Source organism: Amycolatopsis sp. NPDC034160 (genome assembly GCF_055575355.1).
In genome coordinates, this window is record NZ_JBVISU010000021.1 from 25,944 (window position 1) to 49,505 (window position 23,562).

Consider the following 23,562-nt stretch of genomic DNA (forward strand, 5'->3'; position numbering starts at 1 on the left):
CCACGGCCGCCTGATCCCGGGTACTGGCGATCATCTCGGGTCCGCGGTCGCTATGGGCAATGAATCGGCTCCGCCACTCCCGGAGGACGGCCGGTCGGAACCACGCCTTCTCGAGAGCGACCCGCCGACGTGCCGGTCGAACAGCCTTCTAGCGTTCGCCGCACGTTCGACTCCTGGCTGGCGACCTGACCCGGCTGGAGTGTCGACGATCCCTTCACCCAAGACCTCAGACAGCGCTGCAACGAGGTGTTCAACGAGCGCACAACACTCCTCGACGCGTTGAGCCGAATCACCGATGATGCGGACGCTCAAGGCCCGTCGAACTTGGACCAAGCGAACCTGCTGGACGCCTTGCCGTATCTGAAGGCCAACCTGCACCACGCCCCAGCAGACCTGCTTTACCGCCTGCTCGACCTGACACAGCTCACGATCGAAGTCCACTACAAGACCGACCAAGCGACCATCACAGCCACCCTGCCCGCCGACCCGGACTCGATCACTTCCATCGGCGACACCGCTTCGCAACAAAGCTGCGCAGGTGGGAACGAATGTGCATCCTGCGAGTGCCCCCGGCGCGATTCCGACAACGACCCCATGACTTTAAAATCATCACGTGAGCTGCGGATCTCTGCCCTGTGCACGGGATGGTCCGTCACGGACGTAGTCGCGCACATGCTCAGCTACGAAGAGCTCACAAACAATTTCGCTCTACGGTGTTGTCGCCAGCGCGAAGACGAGGAGCAACGCTATGACGATCTTGGTAACCGGTGCGACGGGTCTGGTCGGCAGGCACGTCGTCGACCAGCTCCTGCAGGCGGGCGAGTCGGTGCGGGCGCTGACCCGCGACCCGGCGAAGGCCACGTTGCCCGACGGTGTCACGGTCTGCCAGGGCGACCTGCTCGAGCCGGCGTCGGTCGCTGCCGCGTTCGAAGGTGTGGAGAAGCTCTTCCTGTTCCCGCAACCGGAGACCGCCGCCAAGATCGTCGAACTCGCGAAGCAGGCGGGCGTGCGGCGCGTCGTCGTCCTGTCCGGGGCGGCCGTCACGCTCGGCTTCGACACCGATCACCACGCCCGCGTCGAGCGCGCGGTCGAGGAGTCCGGGCTCGAGTGGACCCACGTACGACCCGGCGAATTCATGACGAACATCCTGCCGAGCTGGGGCCCGATGATCAAAGAGTCGCGGACGGTGCGCTACCCGTTCGGCGACGAGCTCGGTACCGCTCCGATCCACGAGGCGGACATCGCGACCGTCGCCGTGGCGGCGTTGCTGGAGGACAAGCACGTTGGCAAGACCTACACCCTCAGTGGCCCGGCGCAGCTCACCGTGCGTGGCCAGGTGCAGGCGATCGCCGATGCACTCGGCGAGGAGGTGCGCTACGAGGAGGTCACGCGCGAGGAAGCCCGCGACACCCTCAAGGCGATGGGCGGCGCCGCCGCCGAGAGTGCCGACCTGCTACTCGGGTTCGTCGACTACGACGGCGGCGAGGGCTCCAGCGACGACGGCTACTACTCCGACCAGGACTACTCGGACCTCATGAAGCCACTACCCGGCTTCACTCTGGCGACAGGGGAAACCGGCCGCACCTTCGCCGAGTGGACGCGTGATCACGTGGAAGACTTCCGCTGACCCCGGCCCGCCACCGACATCGCCGGGCGACTGGCTGGTTCGTTTAAAGCAGTGCAGCAGCGCCATTCTGAGGGCGTCTCCCGGGCGCCGGTGCACTGCTCAACCACCTCCTGCCGGAACAGCCGAGGTCGCCCGCCGAGGGCCTCGAGTGTCGCGTGAGCCGCTCCCGTGTCCACCGGCACCGGCACCGGCTCGCCGTGAGGATCGTGTTTCACCACCAGGTGCGCGATTCAGGTGGCCACGCGTCCCGGCTTTGGTCAACTCTTGCTCGCGAAGACCCACCTATTGCTCGCCAGTGCGTCGTCCGGCTCGGGCTGGGGGCCGCGCCCGAACTGGCGGGTGAAATCGAAGGGCGTCTTGACTTGGGTGGACCACCGCCGGCTCTCGAGGTCTCTCGTGGAGTCGGGGCGTGGTTCCTGGGCGAACAGGGTGAGCAGGTCGATCCCGATCTGCTGTCTCGCCGAGGTGTAGACGGCGTTCGCCCGGACTTCGGGGGTTTCCACGCCGAGTTTGACCTCGAACGCCAGCGAACTGCCTTCGGCGCTCAGGCTGTCCACGGTGTCGATGAGGTTTCGCTCGGCGGCGTTGGACAGATAGAGCATCACGCCTTCGGCCAGCCAGACGCTCGGCACCGCCGGGTCGAATCCGGCGGCGATCAGGGTGGCGGCCCAGTCGCCGCGCAGGTCGTCTGCGAGCGCCACGCGCCGGATTTTCGCTATGGCTCCCAGGTTGTCGAGGACGTCCTGTTTGAATTCCAGCACCGGCTCGCGGTCGATCTCGAACAGCACACAGCCCGCGGGCCAGTCGAGCCGGAAGGCGCGCGAGTCGAGGCCCGCGCCGAGCAGCACGGCTTGACATCGTCCGGCCCGCGCCGACCGGAGGAGGAAGTCGTCCAGGACCCGGGTTCGCAGACCGAAATACCGGCCGAGCCTCCCCCACAGTGGATCGGTGTCCCCGTCCGGGACTTGCTCTATGCGCAGCGGCCAGTCTGCGCATGTCGGGGCGGCACGTACGAAATGTTCCGCGTAGCCGTCCTGGGCGAGTGAGTCCGGCCGATGGGTTTCGATCGCGCGGGCGGCGGCGACCATGAGCGCGGTCCGACCGACACCCAGGGCTATCGCGCCGCAGTCGTGCTGCATACCGGCCAATCCTCCTGTCTTTCGGGCGGTGACCACACTTGCTGATCGTCAAGGGTGGTCAGGTGAGCGCCGTAGACGGTGTTCATGAATCGCAGGATCGTGTCGTCGGGCAGGTGGAGGCTCGTGGTGCAGTCGGTCAACACAGTCACGTGAAAGCCCTGCTGGAACGCCGTCCGTGCGGTGGAGTCCACGCAGACGTCGGTGTAGAGGCCCGCGAACACCAGATGCCCGATACCGCCGCGGACGAAATGCTCTTCGAAACCGTTGGTGAGAAAGGCGTCGAAGCGAGCGTTCTTGGTGAAGACGCGCTCCTCTGGCGACGGCGAGACCTGGTGAAATTCTGCTCCCCAGGTGCCCTTCCGGCATTTGGGTCGTTTGCCCCGCATCAGGTCTCGGTGCCGCCAGCTCGGACCCTGATGCTCGACGTCACCGTGGAACCGGACGAAGACGACCTCGATGCCGCGAGCCCTCGCCACCTCGACCGCCCGCGCCGCACCGGCCGTCGCCGCGTCCACGGCGGATAGATCGCCCGCATACCTGGCCGCCACCACCGGCCCGGTGCAGAAGTCGTTCTGCAGGTCCATGACGACCAAGGCCGTCCCGGTCACCCTTCCACTGCCGAGAGAGCGTCGGCGGGCCGCCCGGGTTGCCTCAGCAAGTCCACCACAGCTTCCGTCACCTCCGTGGTCGAGTGGGACCCGCCGAGATCCGGAGTCGTGATCTCCCGGCGTCCTAGGGATGCGAGAGCGTCCTCCGTACTTTGGATCGCACCCGTGCAGCCGCCGTGCCGTTCCGCGATCGCCGCCGCGGCCCGGATCGTCGCCACGGGATTGACGATGCCGAGACCCTCCAGGTCGTCGGCGGAACCGTGGACGGTCTGGTACTCGACCAGCCCGACGACGTCGGAACGCAGGTGGATGTTCTCGGTGTAGCGGCTTTCCTGTCGTTCGAAACCCAGCCTGTCCAGCAGGACCACGTGCATGATGTCGGCCCATTCGTTGGCCCCGATGATGACCGCGCGCCGGGGCAGCCCATGCTCGATGAGGTTGCGGTTGACCGTGTCCGGCTGGGCAAGGGCGATCTCCACGCCGTGCCGTGCCGTGATCTCCTCGACCCAGTCCCCGAGAGCGCCGTCGAGCAGGTGGAACTTGTAGGCCATGACGATCCGGTCCACCTGTTCGCCAGGCCACTGCCGCCGCGCCTGTGCCAGGGCTGCGGCGACCACTTTCTCCGTGATCTCCTTGCTGAACTTCATGGTGCGCTGGACAACGCCGGGATCATGGCTGTTTTGCCCGGTGTAGAAGCCCTGTGCTTCGTCGCGCACCAACAGCAACGACGAGTCCTTGTCCTCGATGAGGTCGATCTTCACCGCCTGCAGACGCTCGCGGACCAGGTACAATGACTGGGCGTTGATCGCCGTTCGGAAGATAGCGGTGGTGCCCGCGAGTGCCTGTGCGCGGCAGAATCGCTCGTAGTGATCGGCGTCCTGCAGGGTCAGTGCGTCGATCTCCGCGAAGCCGCTTCCCGCGGCCTTGAGGGAGAAGTACGAGTGGTACAGCCTGGGCGAGCGCACGATGCGGATGGTCGTCGAAGAGGCCTTCCCGAGGGTGGCCAGGACACGTTCGAAGACGTGCGCGAGTTCCGGCCCGGTGCCGCGGCCGACGGCCAGTCCGATGGTGGGGTCCACCATGCTCCTTTTCTGCTCGGATGCCGGGTTCAGGCCGTGGGCGTGCTGCTGACCAGGTGATCGCCGGGGATACCCGTCTTCGCGGGGTTGTAGTAGTCCTTGATCCCGGTGACCCAGGCCGAGACGGTGATCTGGTCTTCGGCGGACGGGCCGAAGGCATCGAAGAGCGCCTCGATGTTGGGCCGTTCGAAACCGATCGCCGTCATGAGCGAGCGGAAGACGGGACGCTCGATGAGACCATCCCCGTCCGGGTCACCCAGCGCCGCCAGCGACTCGGCGAAAGCACTGACGGTGGAATCGAACCGTTCCGGTGACAGAACGACGGCGGTGTACTCGTCGAAGGTGACCGCACCGTCGCGGTCGGCGTCCAGCTCCCCGGCCAAGGTTCGCCAATACTGCCGGAAGGCCACCCGCATCGAATCCTTGGCCGCCGCGCTGGATTCGGGTGCCGCCTCAACGACGTTGGCCGCCATGATTTCGAAGTCTTCGGCTTCGAGACGCCCGTTTCCGTTGCGGTCGAACAGAGTGAAGATGAGCGTGACACGTTCGAGGGCATCCGTCTGCATTGAGGATCCATCCTTCATCCAGCTCGAAAGGGAAATGGCGAAATGCTCGATCGTGACTATGCCAGCGGCAAGCCGGGGGAATATACGAAGATCCCGACCACCACCGTAAAGGATGGTTTCCCACAGAACGCGATCGGAGTGCCCGAAGGAACGATGCGTCAGCCTCACCGATATGCGGGGCCGACACCAAAGCCACTCTCGGTCTTCGCTTGTAGCGAAGGCTTTCATCCCCCGGCAGCACTAAAGTCCTGATCGAGTCCCCAGCCGCCACCCACGGTCACCCTGTTCGAGTCGACGACGGATCCGGGGGTGTGGCCTCCCGAGCACACCACCCCAAGGCCATTGCTGGCCTCCGGCGGGCAGATCACCCCGAACCCGCCGCCGATGTGGCGAACCCAGTTCAGAGGATGACCCGCAAATCGTCGTCGACCAAGCCAGTCGCCTCGGGCTCCCCGTCGCCGCACACCCGAACTGTGGGACTGGATGACCTATTCCAATTTCGGCCTTGCCTACGACCCCTTCCCCCTGCCGTGGCTCGGAATCGAGGCGCTCGAACACGCCCTGCGCAGCGGCATTGTCGGCAGGGCGCTGACTCCTCAGCACTTCACCTTCACCACAAGCGAGTACTGCATGTCCAGCCGGGCTTGAGCCGCTCGGTTGATGCCCACTGCCGCTTCGTCGGCGAACTCAAATACCGCCTGGACACCGGTCCGGGCGACGCGCGCCGACGACCCCCACCACGGCACAACCCACGTCCTCCCCACCGCCGGAATCCGCATCCACGTCCGGCACCTCGACCTGGAAGTCGAGGTCGACCAGCTGCTCGGCCAGATCGACGCGCTCGCGCAGCACATCAACGAGCTCACCACTCCCCCTGAGCGGGCCGACACATCCCCCTCGCGAACCGCGCGGGCGATCTCCACCACACCGACCACATCTCCGCTACGGTCAAATATACATACATGAATCTGAATGCAGGTATGTATATTCGGCCAACCCAATCAGGCTCAGGGCGAGACCAGCCGACAAAGCTGGCCACCTCTTCCACGGCACCGTCATGCCATGCGGACGGTGTTCGCGTCGCTGCCGTCGGCGATCGGTCGCCCGCCGGGACCGATCGCGGAGCGATGAGTGAGCGAAGCCACTCGACTGACCAGACGGCGTCACAGCTCGCGGGTTGCTACCTTCGTTGCGGCGGAGCGGGATGCGAGGATGCGCGAATGGATGTCAGGCGAAGGAACAACGTCGTCGTCACGGGGCCTGAGGACGGGCCGGTGGTGATGCTGGCGCACGGGTTCGGCTGTGACCAGAACATGTGGCGCCTGGTGGCGCCGGTGCTGGCCGAGCGCCATCGCGTGGTGTTGTTCGACTACGTCGGTTCGGGGCGCTCGGAATGGTCCGCCTGGGACGAACAACGGTATTCGTCCCTGGACGGTTACGCCCGCGATGTGCTGGACATCTGCGAGGAACTCGACCTGCGCGAGGTCACATTCGTCGGGCATTCGGTGAGCGCGATGGTGGGCGTGCTCGCGGCGAAGGCGGCGCGCGAACGGTTCGCGTCGCTGGTTCTGCTCGTACCGTCGCCCCGCTACATCGACGACGGGGACTATCGTGGTGGGTTCAGCGCCGAGGACATCGAGGAACTCTTGGAATCGCTGGAATCCAACTACCTCGGCTGGGCTTCGGCCATGGCACCGGTGATCATGGGCAACCCCGACCGGCCGGAACTGGGCGAGGAGCTGACCGCCAGCTTCTGCGCCACGGACCCGGCGATCGCCCGGGTGTTCGCCCGCACGACCTTTCTCTCCGACTCGCGCGCCGATCTGTCCGGAGTGGACGTCCCCACGCTGATCCTGGACTGCACCCAGGACGTGATCTCCCCGCCGGAGGTCGGTACCTTCGTGCAGGCGTCGATCCCGGGCAGCCGGCTGCGCACCCTCGACGCGGTCGGGCACTGCCCGCAGCTGAGCGCACCGGAAGCGACGGTCGGCGCCATCCTGGAATTCCTGGAAAACCGCCGTTGATGTCCCCCCGCGGGCAGTGCCCGCCACAGCAGCCCGACGACGCGGGCACGGACGTGTCCTTCTCGGCCTTGCTGGAGGACAGCGCCGAGGAGCTCTACGAGAACGCTCCTTGCGGGTATCTGTCCACCCTCATGGACGGCACGATCGCGAAGATCAACGGCACGCTGCTGGATTGGCTGGGCTACCGGCGCGACGAGGTCGTCGGCCGGATTCGGTTCTCCGACCTGCTCACCGTCGGCGGGAAGCTCTACCACGAAACACATTTCGCACCATTGCTGCATCTGCACGGCGAAGCGAAGGGCATCGCACTGGAACTGCGCACCGCCACCCGCGACCAGTTGCCGGTGCTGGTGACCTCATTGGTGAAACGCGGCAGCGGAGGCGAGCCACTGCTGATCCGCACCACGATCTTCGACGCACGCGAACGTCGTTCCTACGAACAGGAACTCCTTCGTGGACGCCGGATCGCCGAAGAAGCGCGCAAGCAGGCGGACGCCGACCGGGCACGATTGCAGCAGGCGTTGGCGGTCCTGCAGAAGAGCTTGCTGCCCGAAAACCTGCCGCAGGTACCGAACCTTCGGTCCGCCGCCCACTATCACACGGCCTCTCCCGACCAGTTGGGCGGCGACTTCTACGACCTGTTCCCGCTCGCGGGCGACCGGTGGGCGTTCTTTCTCGGCGACGTCTGCGGCAAAGGACCCGAGGCGGCGGCGGTGACCTCGCTGATTCGCTACACCCTGCGCACCGCCGCGATGCACAACCCCGACCCGGTCGCCACGCTGACCACACTGAACGCCGTGCTGTACCAGCGATACACCGGCGGTGACACCCGTTTCTGCACAACGATCTTCGGCACTCTGGATCCCGAAGGCGACTCCATACGGGTCCGCCTCGCCGCGGGTGGGCACCCGCCGGCGCTCGTCACCCGCGCGGACGGAGGGGCCGACTATCTCCCCACCCCGGGCGGGATGCTGATCGGCTTCCTGCCCAACCCTGTCTTCACCGCCGCCGAGACGGTGCTCAGCCCGGGAGACACGATGCTGCTCTACACCGACGGCCTCACCGAAGCCCGCACCGGCCGCGACCGAGCCCTTTACGGCGAGGAAGCCCTCTGCACCCTCGCCGGCGGACTGGCGCCCGTAACACCGGAAGTGCTCATCGCCGACCTCACCGACCTGCTGAGCAGCTTCGGTGACGGTCTCAGCGACGACGCGGCCCTGCTCGCTCTCGGCGTCCCCACTGAGCCAATAAATCGTTCACGCGCGAGCTGACCCGCAGATCCAGACCGGCATGACGACCTGCCCCATCGGAGCACGTGGCCGTCACCGTCTAGAAGTCGGCGGAGAAAGCCGCCGTCGTCGACACGCGGTCGTCCTCGCGTTGGAGCTGCGAGCGGCCCTCTCCCAGCGGGGCGGCACAGCGGTGGGCGCCCCCGCCGCATACGAAACCTCGACAGGGACCAGGCCTTCGCCCACCTACGCCACTACGCCCACACCCAGCGACGCCGACTCTCCACCTTCGCCCGAGAGCTCACCAAAGACACAATCCACCCCTCCGCCATACTTGTCCGGAAGTCCTGACCACGCACACCCACCCGGCCACCGAACGACAGGACACGAGGCCGGCCACCACGGCTGGACCAGCGGGATCGTCGGCATCTCCACCGTTGTCGGCTCCACCGCCAGGTTCCCCGCACAGCGGCGGTCACCGGCTCGCTGCCGACCTCACCGCCGACACCGAGATCAGGTGCCCTGCGATGATCGGGAGTGGCACCGAACGTTCTCCCGTCCCGCAGGGCTCAGTGCACGGGTTTGAAGCGGGCGATCCAAGTGGTGTGATAGGTCATGGCCCGGCAGCGAATGTCGGTGTCTGCCTTGAGAGTAACGGCGTCGACCATCGTGTAGTGGTGGCCGGTTTCGTTCGGATCGAGCGTGGGCCGGTGGAGGGCCGCGCCGACGGTGGACAGTTCGATCTGGTCGTGGCAGTAGGCCTTGTCGGCGGGATTCGCGACGGTGTCGATCACGACATCCCCGGCAGAGACGGGTTGCAGCTTTGCTTTCACGTTGGCGTGCGGGTTGGTGAGAGTCAAAGTGATGTACGTCTTCTCCCCCGGCAGCAGAACACCGACCTGGGTGCCGGGAACCGTGGCATGGGTGACGGCTTCCGGCGAGCCTGTCACTCCGGCCGCGGTGGTGTTCTGAACGAACGCGGCGAGCATGGCGGCGCTGAGACCCACGGCGGTGACGACAAGTACCGGGGTGGCCCTCCTGGTGCCGGTCATGGACTTTCTCCTTGTCTGGAGCCGGAACCTCCCGGCCGGGTGGGCGGAGGCCAGTGGGTGCGGGTCCGCGCGACAATCACGAGCCCATCGGCTTCGTGATTGTCGCGCTGGTGCTTAGCGGACGGCCTGGAACTGGGTGACCCAGGTGGTGTGGTAGGTCATGGCCTGGCAGCGGATGTCGGTGTCGGGCTTGAGTGTCACCGCGTCGGTGAGCTTGTAGGGGAAGTTGGCTTCGCTCACGGCCAAGGTCGGCTGTAGTGGGTCCGCGCCTGTGGTGGAGAGTTCGAGTTGGCCTTGGCAGTAGGGCTTGTCGGTCTCGTTCGCGACGGTGTCGATCACGACCTGGCCCGCGGTGACCGACACCAGTTTGATCTTCACGTTGGCGTTCGGGTTGGACAGCGTCAAGGTGACGTATCCCTTTTCCCCGGGCAGCAGGACACCGGTTTGCGCGCCGGTCACGGTGGCGGGGGACATCGCCTCGGCCGAGCCGGCCACGCCGCCCGCGGTGCTGTCCTGGACGAACGAGGCGATCGCGAAGCCGCTGAGGCCGAGGAGCGTGCCGGTGATGGCGAGGACGATGACGGGCTTGGCTTTCTTGGTGATGCGCATGGTGATTCTCCTTCTGGGGGTGAAAACCGTGGCCGGAGGCCGCAGGATGGGTAGGGCAGGGTGCGCTGGTCGGCGTGGGTGGCCCGGTGTGTCAGGGCCGGGTCAGCGGTTCCGACTCGCTCGGGCTGGGTGGTTCGCCGACCGGTGTGGTGCCAGGCGGTGTAGTTGTGTCCGGTGTCGTCTCGGGTGTGGCCGGTGGCGTCTCGGATGTGGCCGGTGTCGTCTCGGATGTGGCCGGAGTGCTCGGCTGATCCGGAAGAGGTTCGGGGTATGCCGTCGTGTTCTCGGTCGCCGCTGGTGCCGTGGCCGTGGCGTGGGTGTGGGCCCAGGTTCCGGTGCTGCCGTCGATCGACACTGTCACCGTGATCCGGTCGAACCCGGCGGCCCCCGCCACACCGACCGCGGCTCCCGGATAGCCGAGTTCGACGGCCACGATCAGGGCAAGGACCGTGCCCCGCCGAAGGGCACGCCGGCGACCACGATCGTTCGGTGGGGGACTTGCGAACCGCTGGCCCGTTGTAGGCATGTCTTCCTCGCTGGAATTCCGGGCCGAGTTGATTCGGCTGTCCGTGGAAAAGTGAGAATCGCACCCTCGCCACATCATGGGGGCGGCAAACCGGTGTGCGGCGATGTCTCACAGAGTCGCGTTCACCGATTATCGAAGCTGGCGGCTACCCATTCAGTGTCTCGATCGTTGCCGAGCAGGTGAATCCGTGTGCCGTCACCATGAAAGTCGACCACATCAGCCCTCTTGTTGCACATTCTTGATTAGCACTGCTGAAGCGTTATAATCGCCACACGGCCGCACAGGAAGCACCGACACAAAACCCCCCGCACCCTGGGAAGCCAGTGGCATCGACCCGGGGCTGCCACCAGAAGCGGATCGTCGAAAATAGGCGTCGAACCAGGGCCGGATCTGGGCGGTACTGAGCAGGATCTGACTAGCGAAGGTGTGCGCACCGTGTCGCTCATCCTGCCCAGGACATAGCACGTGCGGCAGGCAGACTCGACCCGAAATCGGCTCGCCTGCGAAACGGAGACGAAACGGAGCCCAAGGACACCAAGGAAATTGGCTTCTCAAAGGACAAGTTTGTCTTGAGCCGCCAACGGGCCCGAACTCATGACCTTCTGTTTACAAGTCTCTCCCCCGCTGCAAGGTCAGTCCGTGCCGCGAAGTGTCTGATTTCGACCATCTGCGCAGTCAACTGGCCTTGCGCCCCATCCGAGTGCCAGGCTGTATCGGACCGTGTCAGGCTCCACTTCGGCAGCGGAACCCCAGCGGAGACGGCGTAGCCACGCTCACCGGTGAACACAACGTCAGTCGCGGCACGATCCGCACCACCATCGGCACTCCCATCAGGGCCGATCCTGGCGCGCAGGTACATCTGCCGCATTGGCCCGGATTCGCCTCATACACGACGGAGAGCACGATCGACAGCCGCGAGCACATCGAACGTGACGTGAGAGCACGTCGTGTAGGCCGACACCGGTCCACCAGAAGTTCGGATAGCGCGGCGAATCGCTGAGCTGTGCCGTGCGAGTTCCTACGGTCCGCATCGGATCGAAACCGCCTTCGGCGTTCAACCGCTCGGCTCCGCAGGCCGGCACCAGCCCCAGGACAGCAACCTGTCGTTTCCAGTCACCGGGCCCGTGCCCGGATTTCACGGACGGACCTGGGTCCTACCGGGCATGACGGGCGCAGGCACGGTTAGCTTTTCTCGTCCTCGCGGTCCGTGTTTCTCTCCACTGCCGAGGAGCCGTCGTTCTCAACCTCACCTCGTTCGGCTGACGAGCTGATCGGGCTGGAGCTGCAGCCCTCCGGTCATCTCGATAGTCTCGGATGATGTCGCTGTCGAAGAAGGAACGCGAGCAGTTCCTGGCCGAGCCGCGAATCGGGGCGCTGTCCGTGATCGAGAGTGCCGATCGCGCACCACTGGTCGTGCCGATCTGGTACCACTACACGCCCGGTGGCGAACTGTGGGTGAACACCGCGCCCGGCTCGCGCAAGGCTCGCGCGATCGAGGCGGCCGGGCGGTTCAGCCTGATGGTTCAGCGGACCGAGCCGACCATTCGCTAGGTAGCGGTGGAGGGGCCGGTGGTCCGGACCGAGCCGGGCACCCGCGAGCTGTCGAGGCAGATGGCCGCGCGCTATCTGCCCGCGGACAAGGTCGACGGCTTCGTGGAGTTCGAGCTGAGCCAACTCGGCGAGCATATGGCCATCTACCTCCGCCCCGAGCACTGGATCTCGTCCGACATGGGCTCATTCTGACCAAAGCACGTCCCGGCTGTCCTTGATCCGAGAGGAGCGGCGTCACTTCCACCGCGTCGCCGTTGGCTTCCAGGTCGCCGACACTCGGACGTCAGCCAGCACTCGACGATCCGGCCCCGCTCCTGGTAGCCGAGCAGCGCGTCGTCGAAGGCGGTCAGCAAGCACACCCGGCACGGGCACATCGGCGTCCGGGCGTGGTCGAGCAGCTCGCGGCCGGTTCGTCGCGCAAGGACACGAGGTCGCCGCGGCGCCCCCTGGTCAAAGGATCGGATTGCGACCGTGGGTGGCACCGTTCCGGCGAGCAAGTACACGTACTGAGCGTGCACTCCGGGCTTGTGCAGCGCCTTCGTGAGGCGCTTCTCCGAGTCTTGGTCGTTGAACTGGTCCATGTCAGCCAAGCCGAGTTGCCACTGCTCGTCCAGGTCCGTGAAGACCTCGAGCAGACTCTGCCGTGGGAGTCCGTACACGAGTGCCATCTCGATGGCGAACCGCTCGGGCAGTCGAATGACATCATCGGTGAACTTGCTGCGCTTCGGCGAACGAGCTATCCGCGCCTTGACCAGGCTTGTCGAAGTCGAGGCCGACGCGGATCAGGAAAGCGCCCTTGGCTCGACACCCAATTAGAGCAGTCGACATGGGTTTAATGAGGGCTATGTTGGTGAATTAGTGGCATATGGTCGACTCGCCTGGTCCAACCGGTTGAGCGCGGCCTAGGCCCGGCCGGTTGAACGGACAGCCGGTCGGGCCGTCTCATTTCCCTTTTACCTGCGCGAACGCGCCTGCCAGTCGATCTCCAAGTTAGCCTCCGGTTCGGACGACCCTCTTGGAAGGTGCCGCGCCGCACCCGATCCGGGCGGCCAGCACGTTGCCCAGGGTCGGGCTGCGTTCGATGCCGCAGCGGATACGTCGGGACCGCCAGGGCGTGTGCCTGCCGGGATAGCGTTCCAGCGGTTCCCGGCCCGCCGCGAGCATGATCGCCTCGGCCTTGGCGTCTCTCAGCCGCGGCGGCACTCCCAGGAGACAGCTTGAGAAATCGCGCCGCCCTGTGGGTGTCGTCCGGTTTTGGCCGCGGCTGGCGAGTGGCATGCCTCAAACCCACCCCGTCAGAAGCATGCGCGATGCGGTCACCGGATCTGCGTACGGCTACCGGTGGCCTGGCGCAGCCTCGACGAACTGCTCGACACCGCTGGGGTCGAGGTCGAACTGGTGGTGCGCGGCGAGGACCGGGCGATGCCGGTTGCCGTGGATCTGGCGGCCTTGCGCATCATCCAGAAGTCCTTGACCAACGTCCGACGGCACGCCGACGCGTCCAGGGTCCGGGTGGTTCTGGTCTACGCCGACACATTGGAGATCACCGTGCGCGACAACGGGAAACGCGGCGATAGGGGTTACTACGGTCGGTGGGCACGGCGTCGAGGGCAGGCGGGTCCGAGCGGAGAAGCTCGGTGGATCACTGACCGCTGGCCCCCTACCCGAAGGCGGATTCGAAGTCCGGTGCGCCTTGCCGATGACCAGGCCCTGGTGCGCGGCGGCTTCCGGGTGCTGATCGAGAACGAACCGAATATGGAACTGGTCATCAGCCCGGCCACCACCAAGACGCACATCAGCCGCGCGTTGGCCAAGCTCGGGGCACAGGGCCGGGCACAACTCGTGGCCTACCGTCACGGTCTCGTGCAGCCGGGCTGAAACCCGCTCATTCCGGCGGGGGCCGGCCGCGTCTCGAATGAGCGTGACGGCGGGCGCGGTGACGAAATGCCGCTTGGTGCGGTTCGCCTGTCGCGCCACGCCGTCACAGAGACGTGGTCGGGCTCAGAGGTTCGCGGAGTAGTGGGAGCTGAGAGTGTTGTCGCAGCCGTAGGCGGCGAGGTTGCTGATGGTGCTGTTCGGCTGGACGGTGACGCATTTGTCGCGGATGTTCGCGCCGGAGTTCCAGTAGAAGTTGATCGGGTGGCTGCTGCGGTTGTGGATCGAGCTGGCCGTGTCGTTGACGTTGACGCCGTTGTCGTAGATTTCGTACTGGTAGTTCAGTTTCACCAGATCGAACTGCGCGAGGCCGCCGTCGAAGTTGGTGTGCTCCCACACGCAGACGTTGCCGGCCTGGCACCTGTACGGGTCGCCCGCCTGCGCGGCCGAAGCCGACGGAGTCAGCACTGTGCCGGTGGCCAGTGCCGCGCCGGCGAGGACCAGGAGACTCTTCGTTCTGTTCATGTCGCGGAGTCTGACTGATCGTTCTGTCATCGCGCTGTCGCTTCCGGCGAACTGCCGTTCAGTGCACTGCGTCGGCGGGAAATCTTGGCGGATGTCAGGACGGGCTATCGGTGTTGTCGCTACAGTCCCCGGGTCCGATCGAACTGGGGGTTCGAATGAGGAAATTCCTCACTATCGGCCTGACCGCGCTGCTCACCATGAGCACTGCGGCGGCCGTCAGTACACCGGCGTATGCCGCTTCGCAGCTCGACTTCGGGGCTTGCCCGGCGGATGTCGCCCAGGTTTACCCGGCACTGAAGTGCGCGACGGTCAACGTCCCGCTCGACTATTCGCGGCCGTTCGGCGCGCGGATGGACGTGCTCGTCTCGAAACACGCCAGCACCGACCCGGCGAAACGGCGCGGAGTGCTGTTCGTCAATCCCGGCGGCCCGGCGGGTTCCGCGGTGATGCTGGCGGGAAAGCTGTCACTGCCGAACGCGACCGGGTACACCCGGCTGCCGAAGGAAGTGCTCGAGGCCTACGACATCGTCGGCCTCGATTCCCGTGGCACCGGCCACAGCCAGCCGCTCAGCTGTGTCGGCGAGGACTACTGGCGCCAGCTGCAGCCCGACCCGGACCGGCCCGAAGAGCGGGACAAGAGCTGGGAGCGCTGGAAGGCCTTCGCCCGCTCGTGCGCGGAGAAGAACGGGGAGAAGCTGAAGCACACCGGCAGCCGCAACGTGATCCAGGACATGGACCGCGTGCGCACGCTGCTCGGCGAGGAGAAGATCAGCTACCTGGGATATTCCTACGGCACCTACCTCGGCAGCGCGTATGCCGAGCGGTATCCGGACCGGGTGGACCGGATGGTCCTCGACAGCTCGATGAATCCGGTGGAACCGCAGATGTGGTACCACAACTCGACCGGGCAGGTCACCGCGGGAGTCGCCCGTGAACATGCCTACCTGAGCTGGATCGCCAAGTACGACAACGTATTCCACCTCGGCAAAACCCACGACGAGGTGAACGCGGCCTGGAAGAAGCTGCTCGGCGACTTCCGGAAGGCGCCGCGCGGGCCGTCGAAGAACGTCGGCGCGGTGGAACTGCTGGACGTCTACATCGCCAACCTTTCCCACGAGCTGTACTGGGAACCCCTCGCGAAGGCGATGGCGGACTACGTTCTGCGCGGTGACGATCGTGCCGTACTGGACTGGGCGACTCCATCGGGTGGCGCGCAGGGCGAGCGCTCCATCGCGGGAATGATCTCGATCGCCTGCGTCGACTCCGACGCGCCGACGGACCGGACCAAGATCGAACGCGACTTCGGCGAGCTGGCCGAGACCAGCGATTTCGCTTGGTACAACGTGTCGATCCCGTCCGCCTGCGCCCACTGGCCGGCGCATGACCAGCGGATCGTGCCTTCGGGGAGGAAACTGCCGCCGATGCTGCTCTTCGGCGTCGAAGGAGACTCCGCGACGCCGTACGCGAACACCGTCGCGATGCACAAGCAGTTGCCGAGTTCGGTGCTGGTGACCGAACGTGGCGCGGGTACCCACTGCTTGTTCGGCAGCCACCCGGCGATGGTCAATGGGGAGGCCCAGCGGATCGGCAAGGAATACCTCGTCGACGGCCTGCTCCCGAACGGCGACCTCGATATCGCGCCCCACCCCCTGCCGGTGCCCACGGCGGGAACCGCGGCGGCCGCGCGTCCGGCCGTCGTTTCGCAGCACTCATGACACCCGCTGGCCCGCCCCGGTTCCCGCCGGGGCGGGTCAGCCTCGCGGACGTTCTCGAACGTGGCGCTTCCGAGGAAAACGCGTGAATCAGGTGGCGACCGTACGCGCGTGGTGTGTGCCGGCGTGGAGGCTGCTCAGCAGTGCGAGGGCGTGAGCGCTGGGGGTAGCGGGTTCGGCGTGGTAGATGATCAGTTGTTGGCCGGGGGCGCTGCGTACGTCGAAGGCCTGGTAGGTGAGGGTGAGCGGGCCGACGTCGGGGTGTACGAGGTGTTTCGGTTCGCGGGTCTTGCCGCGCACCTGGTGGGATTCCCACACGGTGCGGAAATGCGCGCTTCCTTCGTCGAGTTCGGTCACGAGGTGCCGCAGGGCGGGGTCGTCGGGGTCGAAGCCCGCGGCCACCCGCAGGTTCGCCACGGTGGCCTGCGCGGTCCAGTCCCAGCGCGCGTAGAACCCTCGTCCTGCCGGGTCGAGGAAGGTCATGCGGGCGAGGTTGTCCACCGCGCGGAACGGTGAGAACAGCGCGTCGGCGAGGGCGTTGGCGGCCAGTACTTCCAAGACGCGGTTGAGCACGAAGGCGGGGGTCTGCGGGTAGCCGTCCATGAGTTGCCGCAGTTCGGGGCTCACGGTCTGGGGAACCGGCGTGGACGTGTTGTCCGGTGTGGTGCCCGCCAGCCGGTACAGGTGCTCGCGGGCGTCGGGGCCGAGATCCAATGCGCGGCAGAGGGCGTCGAGCACTTGTGGGGACGGGTGGGTCTCGCGGCCCTGTTCCAGGCGGGTGTAATAGTCGGCGTTCACCCCGGCGAGCACGGCGACTTCTTCGCGGCGCAGTCCGGCCACCTTGCGCCGGCCGGCGCAGAGCACACCCGCTTCTTCGGGAGATCGTTGTGCGCGGCGCGCTCGCAGGAACGCGCCCAGTTCGCCACTGCCCATGGCACCAGGGTAGGTCGGTGTCCGTCCGGGTGGGGGGTGCGGCACACCCAGCCACCACACGTCCTGCCATCGCTTGTCCGCTTTGCCGACGCTGGTCGGTATGACGAGCGATATCGAAGTGGTCGGCATGTGGGTCACCGCGGACGGGTATATCCGGCAGGAGCTGCGCGCCGACGGGCGCTACGACGAGGCGCGCGGCGAACGGCGCAGCGCCTATACCGGTCGATACACCGTGACCGGGAACCATCTCGACTATGTGGACGACACTGGGTTCACCGCGACGGGCGACATCCGCGACGGCGTGCTCTACCACGAGCATCTCGTTCTTTATCGCGAGTCCGCCGCCGCGCCGCACGCCCGCAACGCCTCGCCGGCAAAGTAGCGTTGCTCACCGGTGCGACCGGAGAACTCGACCCGGTAGCGGGTCGGCGTCGTGCCCAGTGCGGCGGCGAAGTGCTCGCGAAGGCGGGCAGGCGTGCCGAAACCGGATTGTGCGGCGACGGCGTCGACGCCGAGCGCGGTCGTTTCGAGAAGGTGCCGCGCCCTCGCGAGGCGTTGGGCGACAAGCCAGTGGTGGACGGTGGTCCCGGTGCGGGCGCGGAACGAGCGGGTGAAGGTGCTCCTGCTCATATGGGCCCGGGCGGCGAGGCCGTCGATGCTGTGGCGCTCGTCGAGATGGGATTGCGCCCAGTTCAGCACGTGGGTGAGCGGATCCTCGTCGGGGGCGGGGACGGGGAACTCGATGAACTGGGCCTGCCCGCCGGGACGGTGCGGCGCGGCGACGATCCGCCGGGCGACACGGTTGGCCGCGTCCTGCCCGGCCCGGCGGGCGAGCAGATGAAGGCAGGTGTCGATCCCGGCGGTCGCGCCCGCGCCGGTCACGACGTCGTCCTCGTCGACATACAGGTCTTCCGGACGCAGTTCGACCGAGGGAAAACGCCTCCGGAAGGTTTCGGCCCATTTCCAGTGGGTGGTCGCCGCGCGACCGTCGAGGATCCCGGCGTCCGCGATGGCGAAGACCCCCAAACAGAGCCCGACGACGAGTGCTCCGCGTTCGTACGCGGTCCGCAGCGCGGCGGACACGGGCGAGGGTGTCGGGGCTTCCGGGTCGGACCACCACGGCACGACGACGATGTCGGCTTCCGCGAGCGCGCCGAGGTCGGCGGGAACGTCGATCGCGTAGCCGGCGCTCGTGGCGAGCAGGCCCGGCTCCGCGGCGACGACCGTGATCGGCCACGGCTCCAGGTCACTCGCCGGGGATTCGGGCCCCCACACGAGCGAAGGCACGGCGAGGTGGAACGGGCTGATCCCTTCGAACGCCAGGACCGCCACCCTCGGAGCGCTCATCGATCTCTCTTCCCGTGGATGTCGGCCGATCTCGACCATGCGTGACCCGAATCCATATCTCGATATCGGATCGGGTCAGTCACGATGGTAACCGTACCGACGGAAAGCGAAGGAAACACGATGACCAGCACCACTCTCCGCGAAATCAGCACCCTGCCAACAACCCCCGCGACGCTCTCGGAAGCGACGGTGATCCTCGTCGACTACCAGAACACCTACACGCGCGGCGTGATGGCACTCGACGGCTGGGAAGCGGCGCTCGACGAGGCCGCCACGTTGCTGGCGCGCGCCCGTGCGGAGGGCGCGACGGTCATCCACGTCATGCACGACGGCGGCGAGGGCAGCCCGTACGACCTCGGGCAGGACATCGGTCGGATCCACGAGCGCGTCGCTCCCGGCCCGGGAGAACAGGTCGTGGTGAAGACCGCGCCGAACTCGTTCGTCGGGACACCATTGGGTGAGCTGGTCGACGCCGCCGGGCATCAGGACGTCGTCGTGGCCGGATTCATGACCCATATGTGCGTCACGTTCACCGCGGAAGGCGCGTTCCTGCGCGGAAACACCCCGACCGTGGTGGCCGCCGCCTGTGCCACGCGCTCGCTGCCGTCCGTCGCCGGCGCGGTGACCGCCGCAGAACAGCACCGCGCGGCCCTCGCCACGATCGGTGATCTCTACGCCGTCGTCGTCGGCTCCACGGCCGAGCTCGGCTAGGTAGGCCGTGTCCTGCGAGGCGGCGCCCGCACGTGGATCATGAACGGAGTCCCGCCGCCGGAGCATCGAAGGGGTCCTGATGGCCAAGCTCAACGTCGCCGAGCAGTTCGTCCAAGTGCTGGTGCAGGCCGGGGTGGAACGGATCTACGGCGTGGTCGGAGACAGCCTCAACCCCATCGTCGACGCCATCCGCCGTACCCCGGGCATCGAATGGGTGCACGTACGCAACGAGGAGGCAGGCGCGTTCGCCGCGGCCGCCGAGGCCCAGCTGACCGGGCGGCTCGCCGTGTGCGCCGGTAGCTGCGGTCCCGGCAACACCCATCTGGTGCAAGGACTTTACGACGCGCACCGCACGGGAGCCCCGGTGCTCGCGCTCGCCTCGCATATCCCGTCCGGTCAGATCGGGACCGGGTTCTTCCAGGAGACCCATCCAGAACGGCTGTTCGTCGACTGCAGTGGTTATTGCGAGCAGATCAGCCGGCCCGCTCAGCTGCCGAGGGTGCTGCGGATCGCCATGCAGCACGCGTTGTCCCGCGGTGAGGTGTCGGTGCTGGTGCTGCCCGGGGACGTCGCGCACCTCGACGCCGTTTCGCCCACCGGGACCGGGGCGCCGGTCACCGAGCACGGGACGGTCGTGCCGCCCGAACCGCAGGTCGCCCGGCTCGCCGAATTGATCAACGAAGCCGCAACCGTCACCTTGTTCGCCGGTGCCGGGGTGCGCGGCGCGCACGCCGAGGTGATGGAGCTGGCCGACGCCGTGCAGGCGCCGGTCGGCCACAGCCTGCGCGGTAAGGAGTGGATCCAGTACGACAATCCTTACGACGTCGGAATGAGCGGCCTGCTCGGCTACGGCGCCTGTTACCGGGCCATGCACGACGCGGATCTCCTGGTGCTGCTGGGCACCGACTTCCCGTATGACTCCTTCCTTCCCCAGGCGCGGACCGTGCAGATCGACCACGACGCGACCCGGCTCGGCCGACGCACCCCGCTGGAACTGGCGGTACACGGCGACGTACGGGAGACCCTGCGGGCCGTGCTGCCGCTCCTTCGGCGCAAGACCGACCGGACGTTCCTGGACCGCATGCTGCGTGATCACTGCAAAAACCTGGAACAGGTCGTCGACGCCTACACCCGCAACGTCGACCGGCATGTGCCCATCCATCCGGAGTTCGCCGCCGACCTCCTCGACGAACTCGCCGCCGACGACGCGATCTTCACCGTCGACACCGGCATGTGCAACGTCTGGGCGGCCCGGTACCTCACGCCCAACGGGCGCCGCCGGGTCATCGGATCGTTCCTGCACGGCACCATGGCCAACGCCCTGCCGCACGCCATCGGCGCGCAGTTCGCCTATCCGGGACGGCAGGTCGTGTCGATGTCCGGCGACGGGGGACTCGGCATGCTGCTCGGCGAACTGCTCACCGTGGCCTTGCACGACCTTCCGGTCAAGATCGTGACGTTCAACAACTCCTCGCTCGGCATGGTGAAACTGGAGATGCTGGTGGACGGCCTGCCCGACTACCAGACCGACCACCGGCCGGTCGATTTCGCCGCCATCGCCAGTGGTGCGGGACTGCGCGCCGAGCGGGTGACCGATCCGACCCGGCTGCGTGCGGCGCTCGAGGAGGCATTGGGTCACGAGGGTCCCGCCCTGGTGGATGTCGTGACGGACCCGAACGCGTTGTCCGTCCCACCGCACATCACCGCCGGTCAGCTCGGAGGATTCGCCTTGGCCGCGAGCAAAGTCGTGCTCGAAGGCGGGGTGGGCCGGATGATCGACCTCGCCCGCGCCAACCTCCGCAACATCCCGAGGCCGTGAAAACGCTGCTGTGTGGTCGCTCAGCCGAGGTGGACGACGGTGCCGAGGCCCTCCGCCCGCGCTTTGGCGGAGACCGCCGCGTACAGCGCGACGTCCAGGTTCACAGTATTCGCTGGTCTCCTCCGCACGCGGGCAACCGACATCGGCACGGTGCGTGAAGTAGCGCTGCCCGCGTGGCCCAACGGCGGCCTGGGCGGCCCACCGTAAGAGCGACAGCGCAGACTCGTGCCGACCCCGGACTTGATTCAGGCCGCTCGGCGGTATTCGTCGAGCATGCCGCCGAGGACACGATGCCGCTGGACTGGGAAGACCGCCCGCAGTGTCCTTGCGACCGCAAACCACGTTCCCGCGTGCCCTACCTCCGATGGCAGAAACCCGCCTATCCCGACAAGGAGCGCGCCAGCGGATGCCACGAACCATGACTTGAAGACGCGGCAGAAGTATTCAGCTGTCGTGGGTTGCTCGTGGTTGTGGCGGTGAATGATCGCCCCTGGGGCAGTCCACACCGGACAGGTCAGGCCGGCGAAGGTTACCGCGATCGCACTGTGCCGATCGGACGGGAGCCTTGTCCCGGTGGCCGAGGATTCTTGGCGCCGGGGAGATCTGCTCGACTGGCCGTCGACACTCAGCTCGCGGCCTGTGGCGCCACCGTTTGACTGCCCGACGGAGGATTGGTCGCGGTCATGCCGCGCGGTGTGCTGTCGCCTGCGAGAGACTGGGAAGCAGGTCGGTGCTTGGCGCGGCACCGCGGTCCCGTCCGAGTCGAGGTGCCGCTGATGCCGCGGTCCGGCTTACAAGGTGTCCGAATAGAAGACGGCGAGCCGATTGACGGCCGCATCGACGTACTCGGGTTCGTCGTACATCTCGTAATGGCCTGCCCCCTCGACCACCATGAGATCGACCGGGTTGGGTGCCAGTTTCCAGAGCTGCATGCCGGACTCGTGGGAGCCGGTGCTGCCCAGGCGTCCCGCGAGGATGACCTGCAGCGGCTGGGTCATGAGCTGATCGACCAGGTGATACGCGTCGTAGCCCAGAAGCAGCGAGTCGCCACGTGAAAGGCGGCGGTTCGTCGAGTGCTCGTTCCTACCCCGCTCTGTGCGGTAGAAGGTGATCGCCTGGATCGTGTCGATATCGGTCAGCCCGGCCGCGGCGGCGTCCTCCAAGGTGTCGGGCAGCCAGTTCACGCGGGTCAGCTCACCGGCGCGAGCCTCCTCGAGGCGCGCGGCGGCCATGGCATCGAGCGCGGCCGCTGGGCCATCCGGCTGGAAACCGCGGAACGCCTTGCCCACGTTGATCGGCACGACCGTGCCGACCGCCTTGATGCGGTGATCCGTGCGGGCGGCGTGCACCGCATAGCCCCCGCCGGCGCAGATGCCGAGGACGCCGATGCGCTCCGCGTCGATGCCGGGGACCGTGCTCAGTGCGTCGATCGCGTAAGAGATGTCCTCACCGCGGCGGTACGGGTCCTCGAGGTCGCGGGGCTCACCGCCGCTCTGCCCCTGATGGGCGGGGTCGAACACGAGCGCCGCGACGCCCCGGGCGGCGAGACGAGAGGCGTAGTTCGCGCCGATCTGCTCCTTCACGCTGCTGCCAGGAGTGGAGAGCACCACGACACACAGCGGCGCCGCCCCGCCTGCGCGGTCGGGCATGTGAAGGTCCGCCGCGAGCTCGATCGGCCCGCGCGGGATCGTGACGTGCTGAAGCACCTGATGCCACCTTCGCGTATGGTTTGTTCGTTAACCAGTCAGTACGAACTGCATGTCCGTACGAAATTGAACTAGTTTAGAACTGTACCACCCGGATGGAGGGCACGCGTGTCGGCTGACGCCGCCCAGCTGTGGACGCTGAACCACCGCCTGCTGACCGTCGTGATGGACGCCTGCAGCGCCGAACTGGCCGCACTCGGCCTCGAGACGAAGGAGTTCTTCGTGCTCGCCGAGGTGACCGCGTCGCCGTACCCGGCCGAACTGGCGGCGACGCTGATGCTTCCCAAGGCGAGCGTGACGGTCTACGTGCGCAACCTCGTCGCAAAAGGGTTCATGCGACGCGAGATCGACGACGCGGACCTCCGGCGGCATCGGCTGGTGCTGACCGCCGAGGGTGAGGCGGCGCGCGACCGTGCACTCGCGGCACTCGCGACGGAGTTCGACCGCAGACTGGCGAGGATCGAGCCTCGTGATCGCACCGAACTGCGGCGGATCCTCCTGGCCCTGCTCGAGCCCGGGCAATAGTTCTTCCCCGTTGGAACTGGCTTCTGCCGATGAGCGGTGCTCCCGCGTTCGAGCCCAGGAGCACGCGGTCCGCTCGCACGAGGACTTCTTCACCTCACCGGTGGACCTGCCGGGGTGGCTCAACATCGCGGTCCGGATCGCCGCCGCACTGGCCAGCACGGAGCGCGCGCTGCGGCTGCGCTACACCTGGTTGCTCGATGGTGAGGTGGGGTGACCTTTGTCGACCTCCAGATGGCACAGCGGCAGGTGGTTGCCCCGGAAGCTGTGCCCGAACTACGAACAGATCGGCTGCGCCGGGGCAGACAGGACCGTCGCGGTCGATACCAACGCCAGGCGGCGGGCACCGAGTGAACCACGGTCGGCCATCCCACCGTGCTGTGGATGTCTTGGAATCCATCC

The 23,562-nt window shown here is 66.8% G+C and carries 25 protein-coding genes; 14 read left to right on the forward strand and 11 right to left on the reverse strand.

Annotation, left to right across the window (positions count from 1 at the left end; genetic code table 11):
- Positions 1-748: 748 nt before the first annotated feature.
- Complete coding sequence (locus tag ACZ54P_RS31905) at positions 749-1,627, forward strand: SDR family oxidoreductase (protein WP_465465303.1); 879 nt, start codon at positions 749-751, stop codon at positions 1,625-1,627.
- Between the two features lie 257 nt (positions 1,628-1,884).
- Here the strand turns inward: ACZ54P_RS31905 and ACZ54P_RS31910 are convergent, their stop codons facing one another.
- From ACZ54P_RS31910 to ACZ54P_RS31925, 4 genes are read right to left on the reverse strand one after another with little or no spacing between them, the layout of a single operon-like run.
- Positions 1,885-2,766 (reverse strand): SAM-dependent methyltransferase, encoded by an 882-nt coding sequence (locus tag ACZ54P_RS31910; RefSeq protein ID WP_465465304.1) that lies wholly within the window; start codon positions 2,764-2,766, stop codon positions 1,885-1,887.
- Entirely contained in the window at positions 2,742-3,374 is a 633-nt protein-coding gene (locus ACZ54P_RS31915) for a cysteine hydrolase family protein (protein WP_465465305.1), read from the reverse strand. The genes ACZ54P_RS31910 and ACZ54P_RS31915 overlap by 25 nt, the downstream gene beginning before the upstream one ends.
- Positions 3,371-4,453, reverse strand: coding sequence for an isocitrate/isopropylmalate family dehydrogenase (locus ACZ54P_RS31920; protein WP_465465306.1), 1,083 nt, complete (start codon positions 4,451-4,453; stop codon positions 3,371-3,373). The genes ACZ54P_RS31915 and ACZ54P_RS31920 overlap by 4 nt, the downstream gene beginning before the upstream one ends.
- A gap of 29 nt (positions 4,454-4,482) precedes the next feature.
- Positions 4,483-5,019 carry an EF-hand domain-containing protein gene (locus ACZ54P_RS31925; RefSeq protein ID WP_465465307.1) on the reverse strand — a complete coding sequence of 179 codons (537 nt, stop codon included), beginning with the start codon at positions 5,017-5,019 and terminating at the stop codon, positions 4,483-4,485.
- Positions 5,020-5,502: 483 nt separating this feature from the next.
- Between ACZ54P_RS31925 and ACZ54P_RS31930 the strand changes: the two genes are divergently transcribed.
- On the forward strand, positions 5,503-5,667 hold the full coding sequence (locus tag ACZ54P_RS31930; RefSeq protein ID WP_465465308.1) for a hypothetical protein: 165 nt from the start codon (positions 5,503-5,505) through the stop codon (positions 5,665-5,667).
- Between the two features lie 39 nt (positions 5,668-5,706).
- Here ACZ54P_RS31930 and ACZ54P_RS31935 read toward each other — a convergent pair whose 3' ends face one another.
- Entirely contained in the window at positions 5,707-5,871 is a 165-nt protein-coding gene (locus tag ACZ54P_RS31935; RefSeq protein WP_465465309.1) for a hypothetical protein, read from the reverse strand.
- 368 nt (positions 5,872-6,239) lie between these two features.
- Here ACZ54P_RS31935 and ACZ54P_RS31940 point away from each other — a divergent pair, with 368 nt between their 5' ends.
- Both ACZ54P_RS31940 and ACZ54P_RS31945 read left to right on the forward strand, forming a co-directional pair.
- Positions 6,240-7,043: an alpha/beta fold hydrolase gene (locus ACZ54P_RS31940; RefSeq protein WP_465465310.1), complete on the forward strand. Its 804-nt coding sequence runs from the start codon at positions 6,240-6,242 to the stop codon at positions 7,041-7,043.
- Entirely contained in the window at positions 7,043-8,314 is a 1,272-nt protein-coding gene (locus tag ACZ54P_RS31945; protein ID WP_465465311.1) for a PP2C family protein-serine/threonine phosphatase, read from the forward strand. The genes ACZ54P_RS31940 and ACZ54P_RS31945 overlap by 1 nt, the downstream gene beginning before the upstream one ends.
- Before the next feature lie 527 nt (positions 8,315-8,841).
- Here ACZ54P_RS31945 and ACZ54P_RS31950 read toward each other — a convergent pair.
- Both ACZ54P_RS31950 and ACZ54P_RS31955 read right to left on the reverse strand, forming a co-directional pair.
- Positions 8,842-9,324, reverse strand: a complete 483-nt coding sequence (locus ACZ54P_RS31950; RefSeq protein ID WP_465465312.1) for a hypothetical protein — start codon at positions 9,322-9,324, stop codon at positions 8,842-8,844.
- Positions 9,325-9,438: 114 nt separating this feature from the next.
- Entirely contained in the window at positions 9,439-9,933 is a 495-nt protein-coding gene (locus ACZ54P_RS31955; protein WP_465465313.1) for a hypothetical protein, read from the reverse strand.
- Positions 9,934-10,007: 74 nt separating this feature from the next.
- On the opposite strand from ACZ54P_RS31955, the gene ACZ54P_RS31960 reads away from it, so the two are divergent.
- From ACZ54P_RS31960 to ACZ54P_RS31975, 4 genes are all read left to right on the forward strand, one after another.
- Positions 10,008-10,184, forward strand: a complete 177-nt coding sequence (locus ACZ54P_RS31960; RefSeq protein ID WP_465465314.1) for a hypothetical protein — start codon at positions 10,008-10,010, stop codon at positions 10,182-10,184.
- A gap of 1,592 nt (positions 10,185-11,776) precedes the next feature.
- Positions 11,777-12,010 carry a pyridoxamine 5'-phosphate oxidase family protein gene (locus tag ACZ54P_RS31965; RefSeq protein WP_465465315.1) on the forward strand — a complete coding sequence of 78 codons (234 nt, stop codon included), beginning with the start codon at positions 11,777-11,779 and terminating at the stop codon, positions 12,008-12,010.
- Between the two features lie 18 nt (positions 12,011-12,028).
- On the forward strand, positions 12,029-12,202 hold the full coding sequence (locus tag ACZ54P_RS31970) for a hypothetical protein (RefSeq protein WP_465465316.1): 174 nt from the start codon (positions 12,029-12,031) through the stop codon (positions 12,200-12,202).
- 1,149 nt (positions 12,203-13,351) lie between these two features.
- Positions 13,352-13,888 (forward strand): sensor histidine kinase, encoded by a 537-nt coding sequence (locus ACZ54P_RS31975; protein ID WP_465465317.1) that lies wholly within the window; start codon positions 13,352-13,354, stop codon positions 13,886-13,888.
- A gap of 123 nt (positions 13,889-14,011) precedes the next feature.
- Here the strand turns inward: ACZ54P_RS31975 and ACZ54P_RS31980 are convergent, their stop codons facing one another.
- On the reverse strand, positions 14,012-14,410 hold the full coding sequence (locus ACZ54P_RS31980) for a peptidase inhibitor family I36 protein (RefSeq protein WP_465465318.1): 399 nt from the start codon (positions 14,408-14,410) through the stop codon (positions 14,012-14,014).
- A gap of 155 nt (positions 14,411-14,565) precedes the next feature.
- Here ACZ54P_RS31980 and ACZ54P_RS31985 point away from each other — a divergent pair, with 155 nt between their 5' ends.
- Entirely contained in the window at positions 14,566-16,125 is a 1,560-nt protein-coding gene (locus tag ACZ54P_RS31985) for an alpha/beta fold hydrolase (protein WP_465465319.1), read from the forward strand.
- An 87-nt stretch (positions 16,126-16,212) separates the two neighbouring features.
- Here ACZ54P_RS31985 and ACZ54P_RS31990 read toward each other — a convergent pair whose 3' ends face one another.
- The gene (locus ACZ54P_RS31990) at positions 16,213-17,055 is read right to left on the reverse strand and encodes a helix-turn-helix transcriptional regulator (RefSeq protein ID WP_465465320.1); all 843 of its coding nucleotides are present in this window, start codon (positions 17,053-17,055) and stop codon (positions 16,213-16,215) included.
- A gap of 100 nt (positions 17,056-17,155) precedes the next feature.
- On the opposite strand from ACZ54P_RS31990, the gene ACZ54P_RS31995 reads away from it, so the two are divergent.
- Positions 17,156-17,437 carry an Atu4866 domain-containing protein gene (locus tag ACZ54P_RS31995; RefSeq protein ID WP_465465321.1) on the forward strand — a complete coding sequence of 94 codons (282 nt, stop codon included), beginning with the start codon at positions 17,156-17,158 and terminating at the stop codon, positions 17,435-17,437.
- Here ACZ54P_RS31995 and ACZ54P_RS32000 read toward each other — a convergent pair.
- Positions 17,383-18,402 carry a GlxA family transcriptional regulator gene (locus ACZ54P_RS32000; protein WP_465465322.1) on the reverse strand — a complete coding sequence of 340 codons (1,020 nt, stop codon included), beginning with the start codon at positions 18,400-18,402 and terminating at the stop codon, positions 17,383-17,385. The genes ACZ54P_RS31995 and ACZ54P_RS32000 overlap by 55 nt on opposite strands.
- 120 nt (positions 18,403-18,522) lie before the next feature.
- Between ACZ54P_RS32000 and ACZ54P_RS32005 the strand changes: the two genes are divergently transcribed.
- Both ACZ54P_RS32005 and ACZ54P_RS32010 read left to right on the forward strand, forming a co-directional pair.
- Positions 18,523-19,113 (forward strand): isochorismatase family protein, encoded by a 591-nt coding sequence (locus tag ACZ54P_RS32005; RefSeq protein ID WP_465465323.1) that lies wholly within the window; start codon positions 18,523-18,525, stop codon positions 19,111-19,113.
- 79 nt (positions 19,114-19,192) lie between these two features.
- The gene (locus tag ACZ54P_RS32010; protein ID WP_465465324.1) at positions 19,193-20,932 is read left to right on the forward strand and encodes a pyruvate dehydrogenase; all 1,740 of its coding nucleotides are present in this window, start codon (positions 19,193-19,195) and stop codon (positions 20,930-20,932) included.
- A 791-nt stretch (positions 20,933-21,723) separates the two neighbouring features.
- Here the strand turns inward: ACZ54P_RS32010 and ACZ54P_RS32015 are convergent.
- Positions 21,724-22,638, reverse strand: coding sequence for an alpha/beta hydrolase (locus ACZ54P_RS32015; RefSeq protein WP_465465325.1), 915 nt, complete (start codon positions 22,636-22,638; stop codon positions 21,724-21,726).
- 108 nt (positions 22,639-22,746) lie between these two features.
- Here ACZ54P_RS32015 and ACZ54P_RS32020 point away from each other — a divergent pair, with 108 nt between their 5' ends.
- A complete protein-coding gene (locus ACZ54P_RS32020) occupies positions 22,747-23,163 on the forward strand; it encodes a MarR family winged helix-turn-helix transcriptional regulator (protein ID WP_465465326.1) in 417 nt (138 codons plus the stop codon).
- 10 nt (positions 23,164-23,173) lie between these two features.
- Positions 23,174-23,377: a hypothetical protein gene (locus tag ACZ54P_RS32025; RefSeq protein WP_465465327.1), complete on the forward strand. Its 204-nt coding sequence runs from the start codon at positions 23,174-23,176 to the stop codon at positions 23,375-23,377.
- The last annotated feature ends 185 nt before the right edge of the window (positions 23,378-23,562 follow it).

Excerpts from the sequence above, each read along its gene's own strand:
- ACZ54P_RS31910 (WP_465465304.1), bottom strand. The coding sequence starts at position 2,766 with ATGCAGCACGACTGCGGCGCGATAGCCCTGGGTGTCGGTCGGACCGCG.
- ACZ54P_RS31990 (WP_465465320.1), bottom strand. The coding sequence starts at position 17,055 with ATGGGCAGTGGCGAACTGGGCGCGTTCCTGCGAGCGCGCCGCGCACAA.
- ACZ54P_RS31985 (WP_465465319.1), top strand. The coding sequence starts at position 14,566 with ATGAGGAAATTCCTCACTATCGGCCTGACCGCGCTGCTCACCATGAGC.
- ACZ54P_RS31930 (WP_465465308.1), top strand. The coding sequence starts at position 5,503 with ATGACCTATTCCAATTTCGGCCTTGCCTACGACCCCTTCCCCCTGCCG.
- ACZ54P_RS32005 (WP_465465323.1), top strand. The coding sequence starts at position 18,523 with ATGACCAGCACCACTCTCCGCGAAATCAGCACCCTGCCAACAACCCCC.
- ACZ54P_RS31945 (WP_465465311.1), top strand. The coding sequence starts at position 7,043 with ATGTCCCCCCGCGGGCAGTGCCCGCCACAGCAGCCCGACGACGCGGGC.
- ACZ54P_RS31950 (WP_465465312.1), bottom strand. The coding sequence starts at position 9,324 with ATGACCGGCACCAGGAGGGCCACCCCGGTACTTGTCGTCACCGCCGTG.
- ACZ54P_RS31965 (WP_465465315.1), top strand. The coding sequence starts at position 11,777 with ATGTCGCTGTCGAAGAAGGAACGCGAGCAGTTCCTGGCCGAGCCGCGA.
- ACZ54P_RS31905 (WP_465465303.1), top strand. The coding sequence starts at position 749 with ATGACGATCTTGGTAACCGGTGCGACGGGTCTGGTCGGCAGGCACGTC.
- ACZ54P_RS32000 (WP_465465322.1), bottom strand. The coding sequence starts at position 18,402 with ATGAGCGCTCCGAGGGTGGCGGTCCTGGCGTTCGAAGGGATCAGCCCG.
- ACZ54P_RS31940 (WP_465465310.1), top strand. The coding sequence starts at position 6,240 with ATGGATGTCAGGCGAAGGAACAACGTCGTCGTCACGGGGCCTGAGGAC.
- ACZ54P_RS32010 (WP_465465324.1), top strand. The coding sequence starts at position 19,193 with ATGGCCAAGCTCAACGTCGCCGAGCAGTTCGTCCAAGTGCTGGTGCAG.
- ACZ54P_RS31925 (WP_465465307.1), bottom strand. The coding sequence starts at position 5,019 with ATGCAGACGGATGCCCTCGAACGTGTCACGCTCATCTTCACTCTGTTC.
- ACZ54P_RS31955 (WP_465465313.1), bottom strand. The coding sequence starts at position 9,933 with ATGCGCATCACCAAGAAAGCCAAGCCCGTCATCGTCCTCGCCATCACC.
- ACZ54P_RS31995 (WP_465465321.1), top strand. The coding sequence starts at position 17,156 with ATGACGAGCGATATCGAAGTGGTCGGCATGTGGGTCACCGCGGACGGG.
- ACZ54P_RS31980 (WP_465465318.1), bottom strand. The coding sequence starts at position 14,410 with ATGAACAGAACGAAGAGTCTCCTGGTCCTCGCCGGCGCGGCACTGGCC.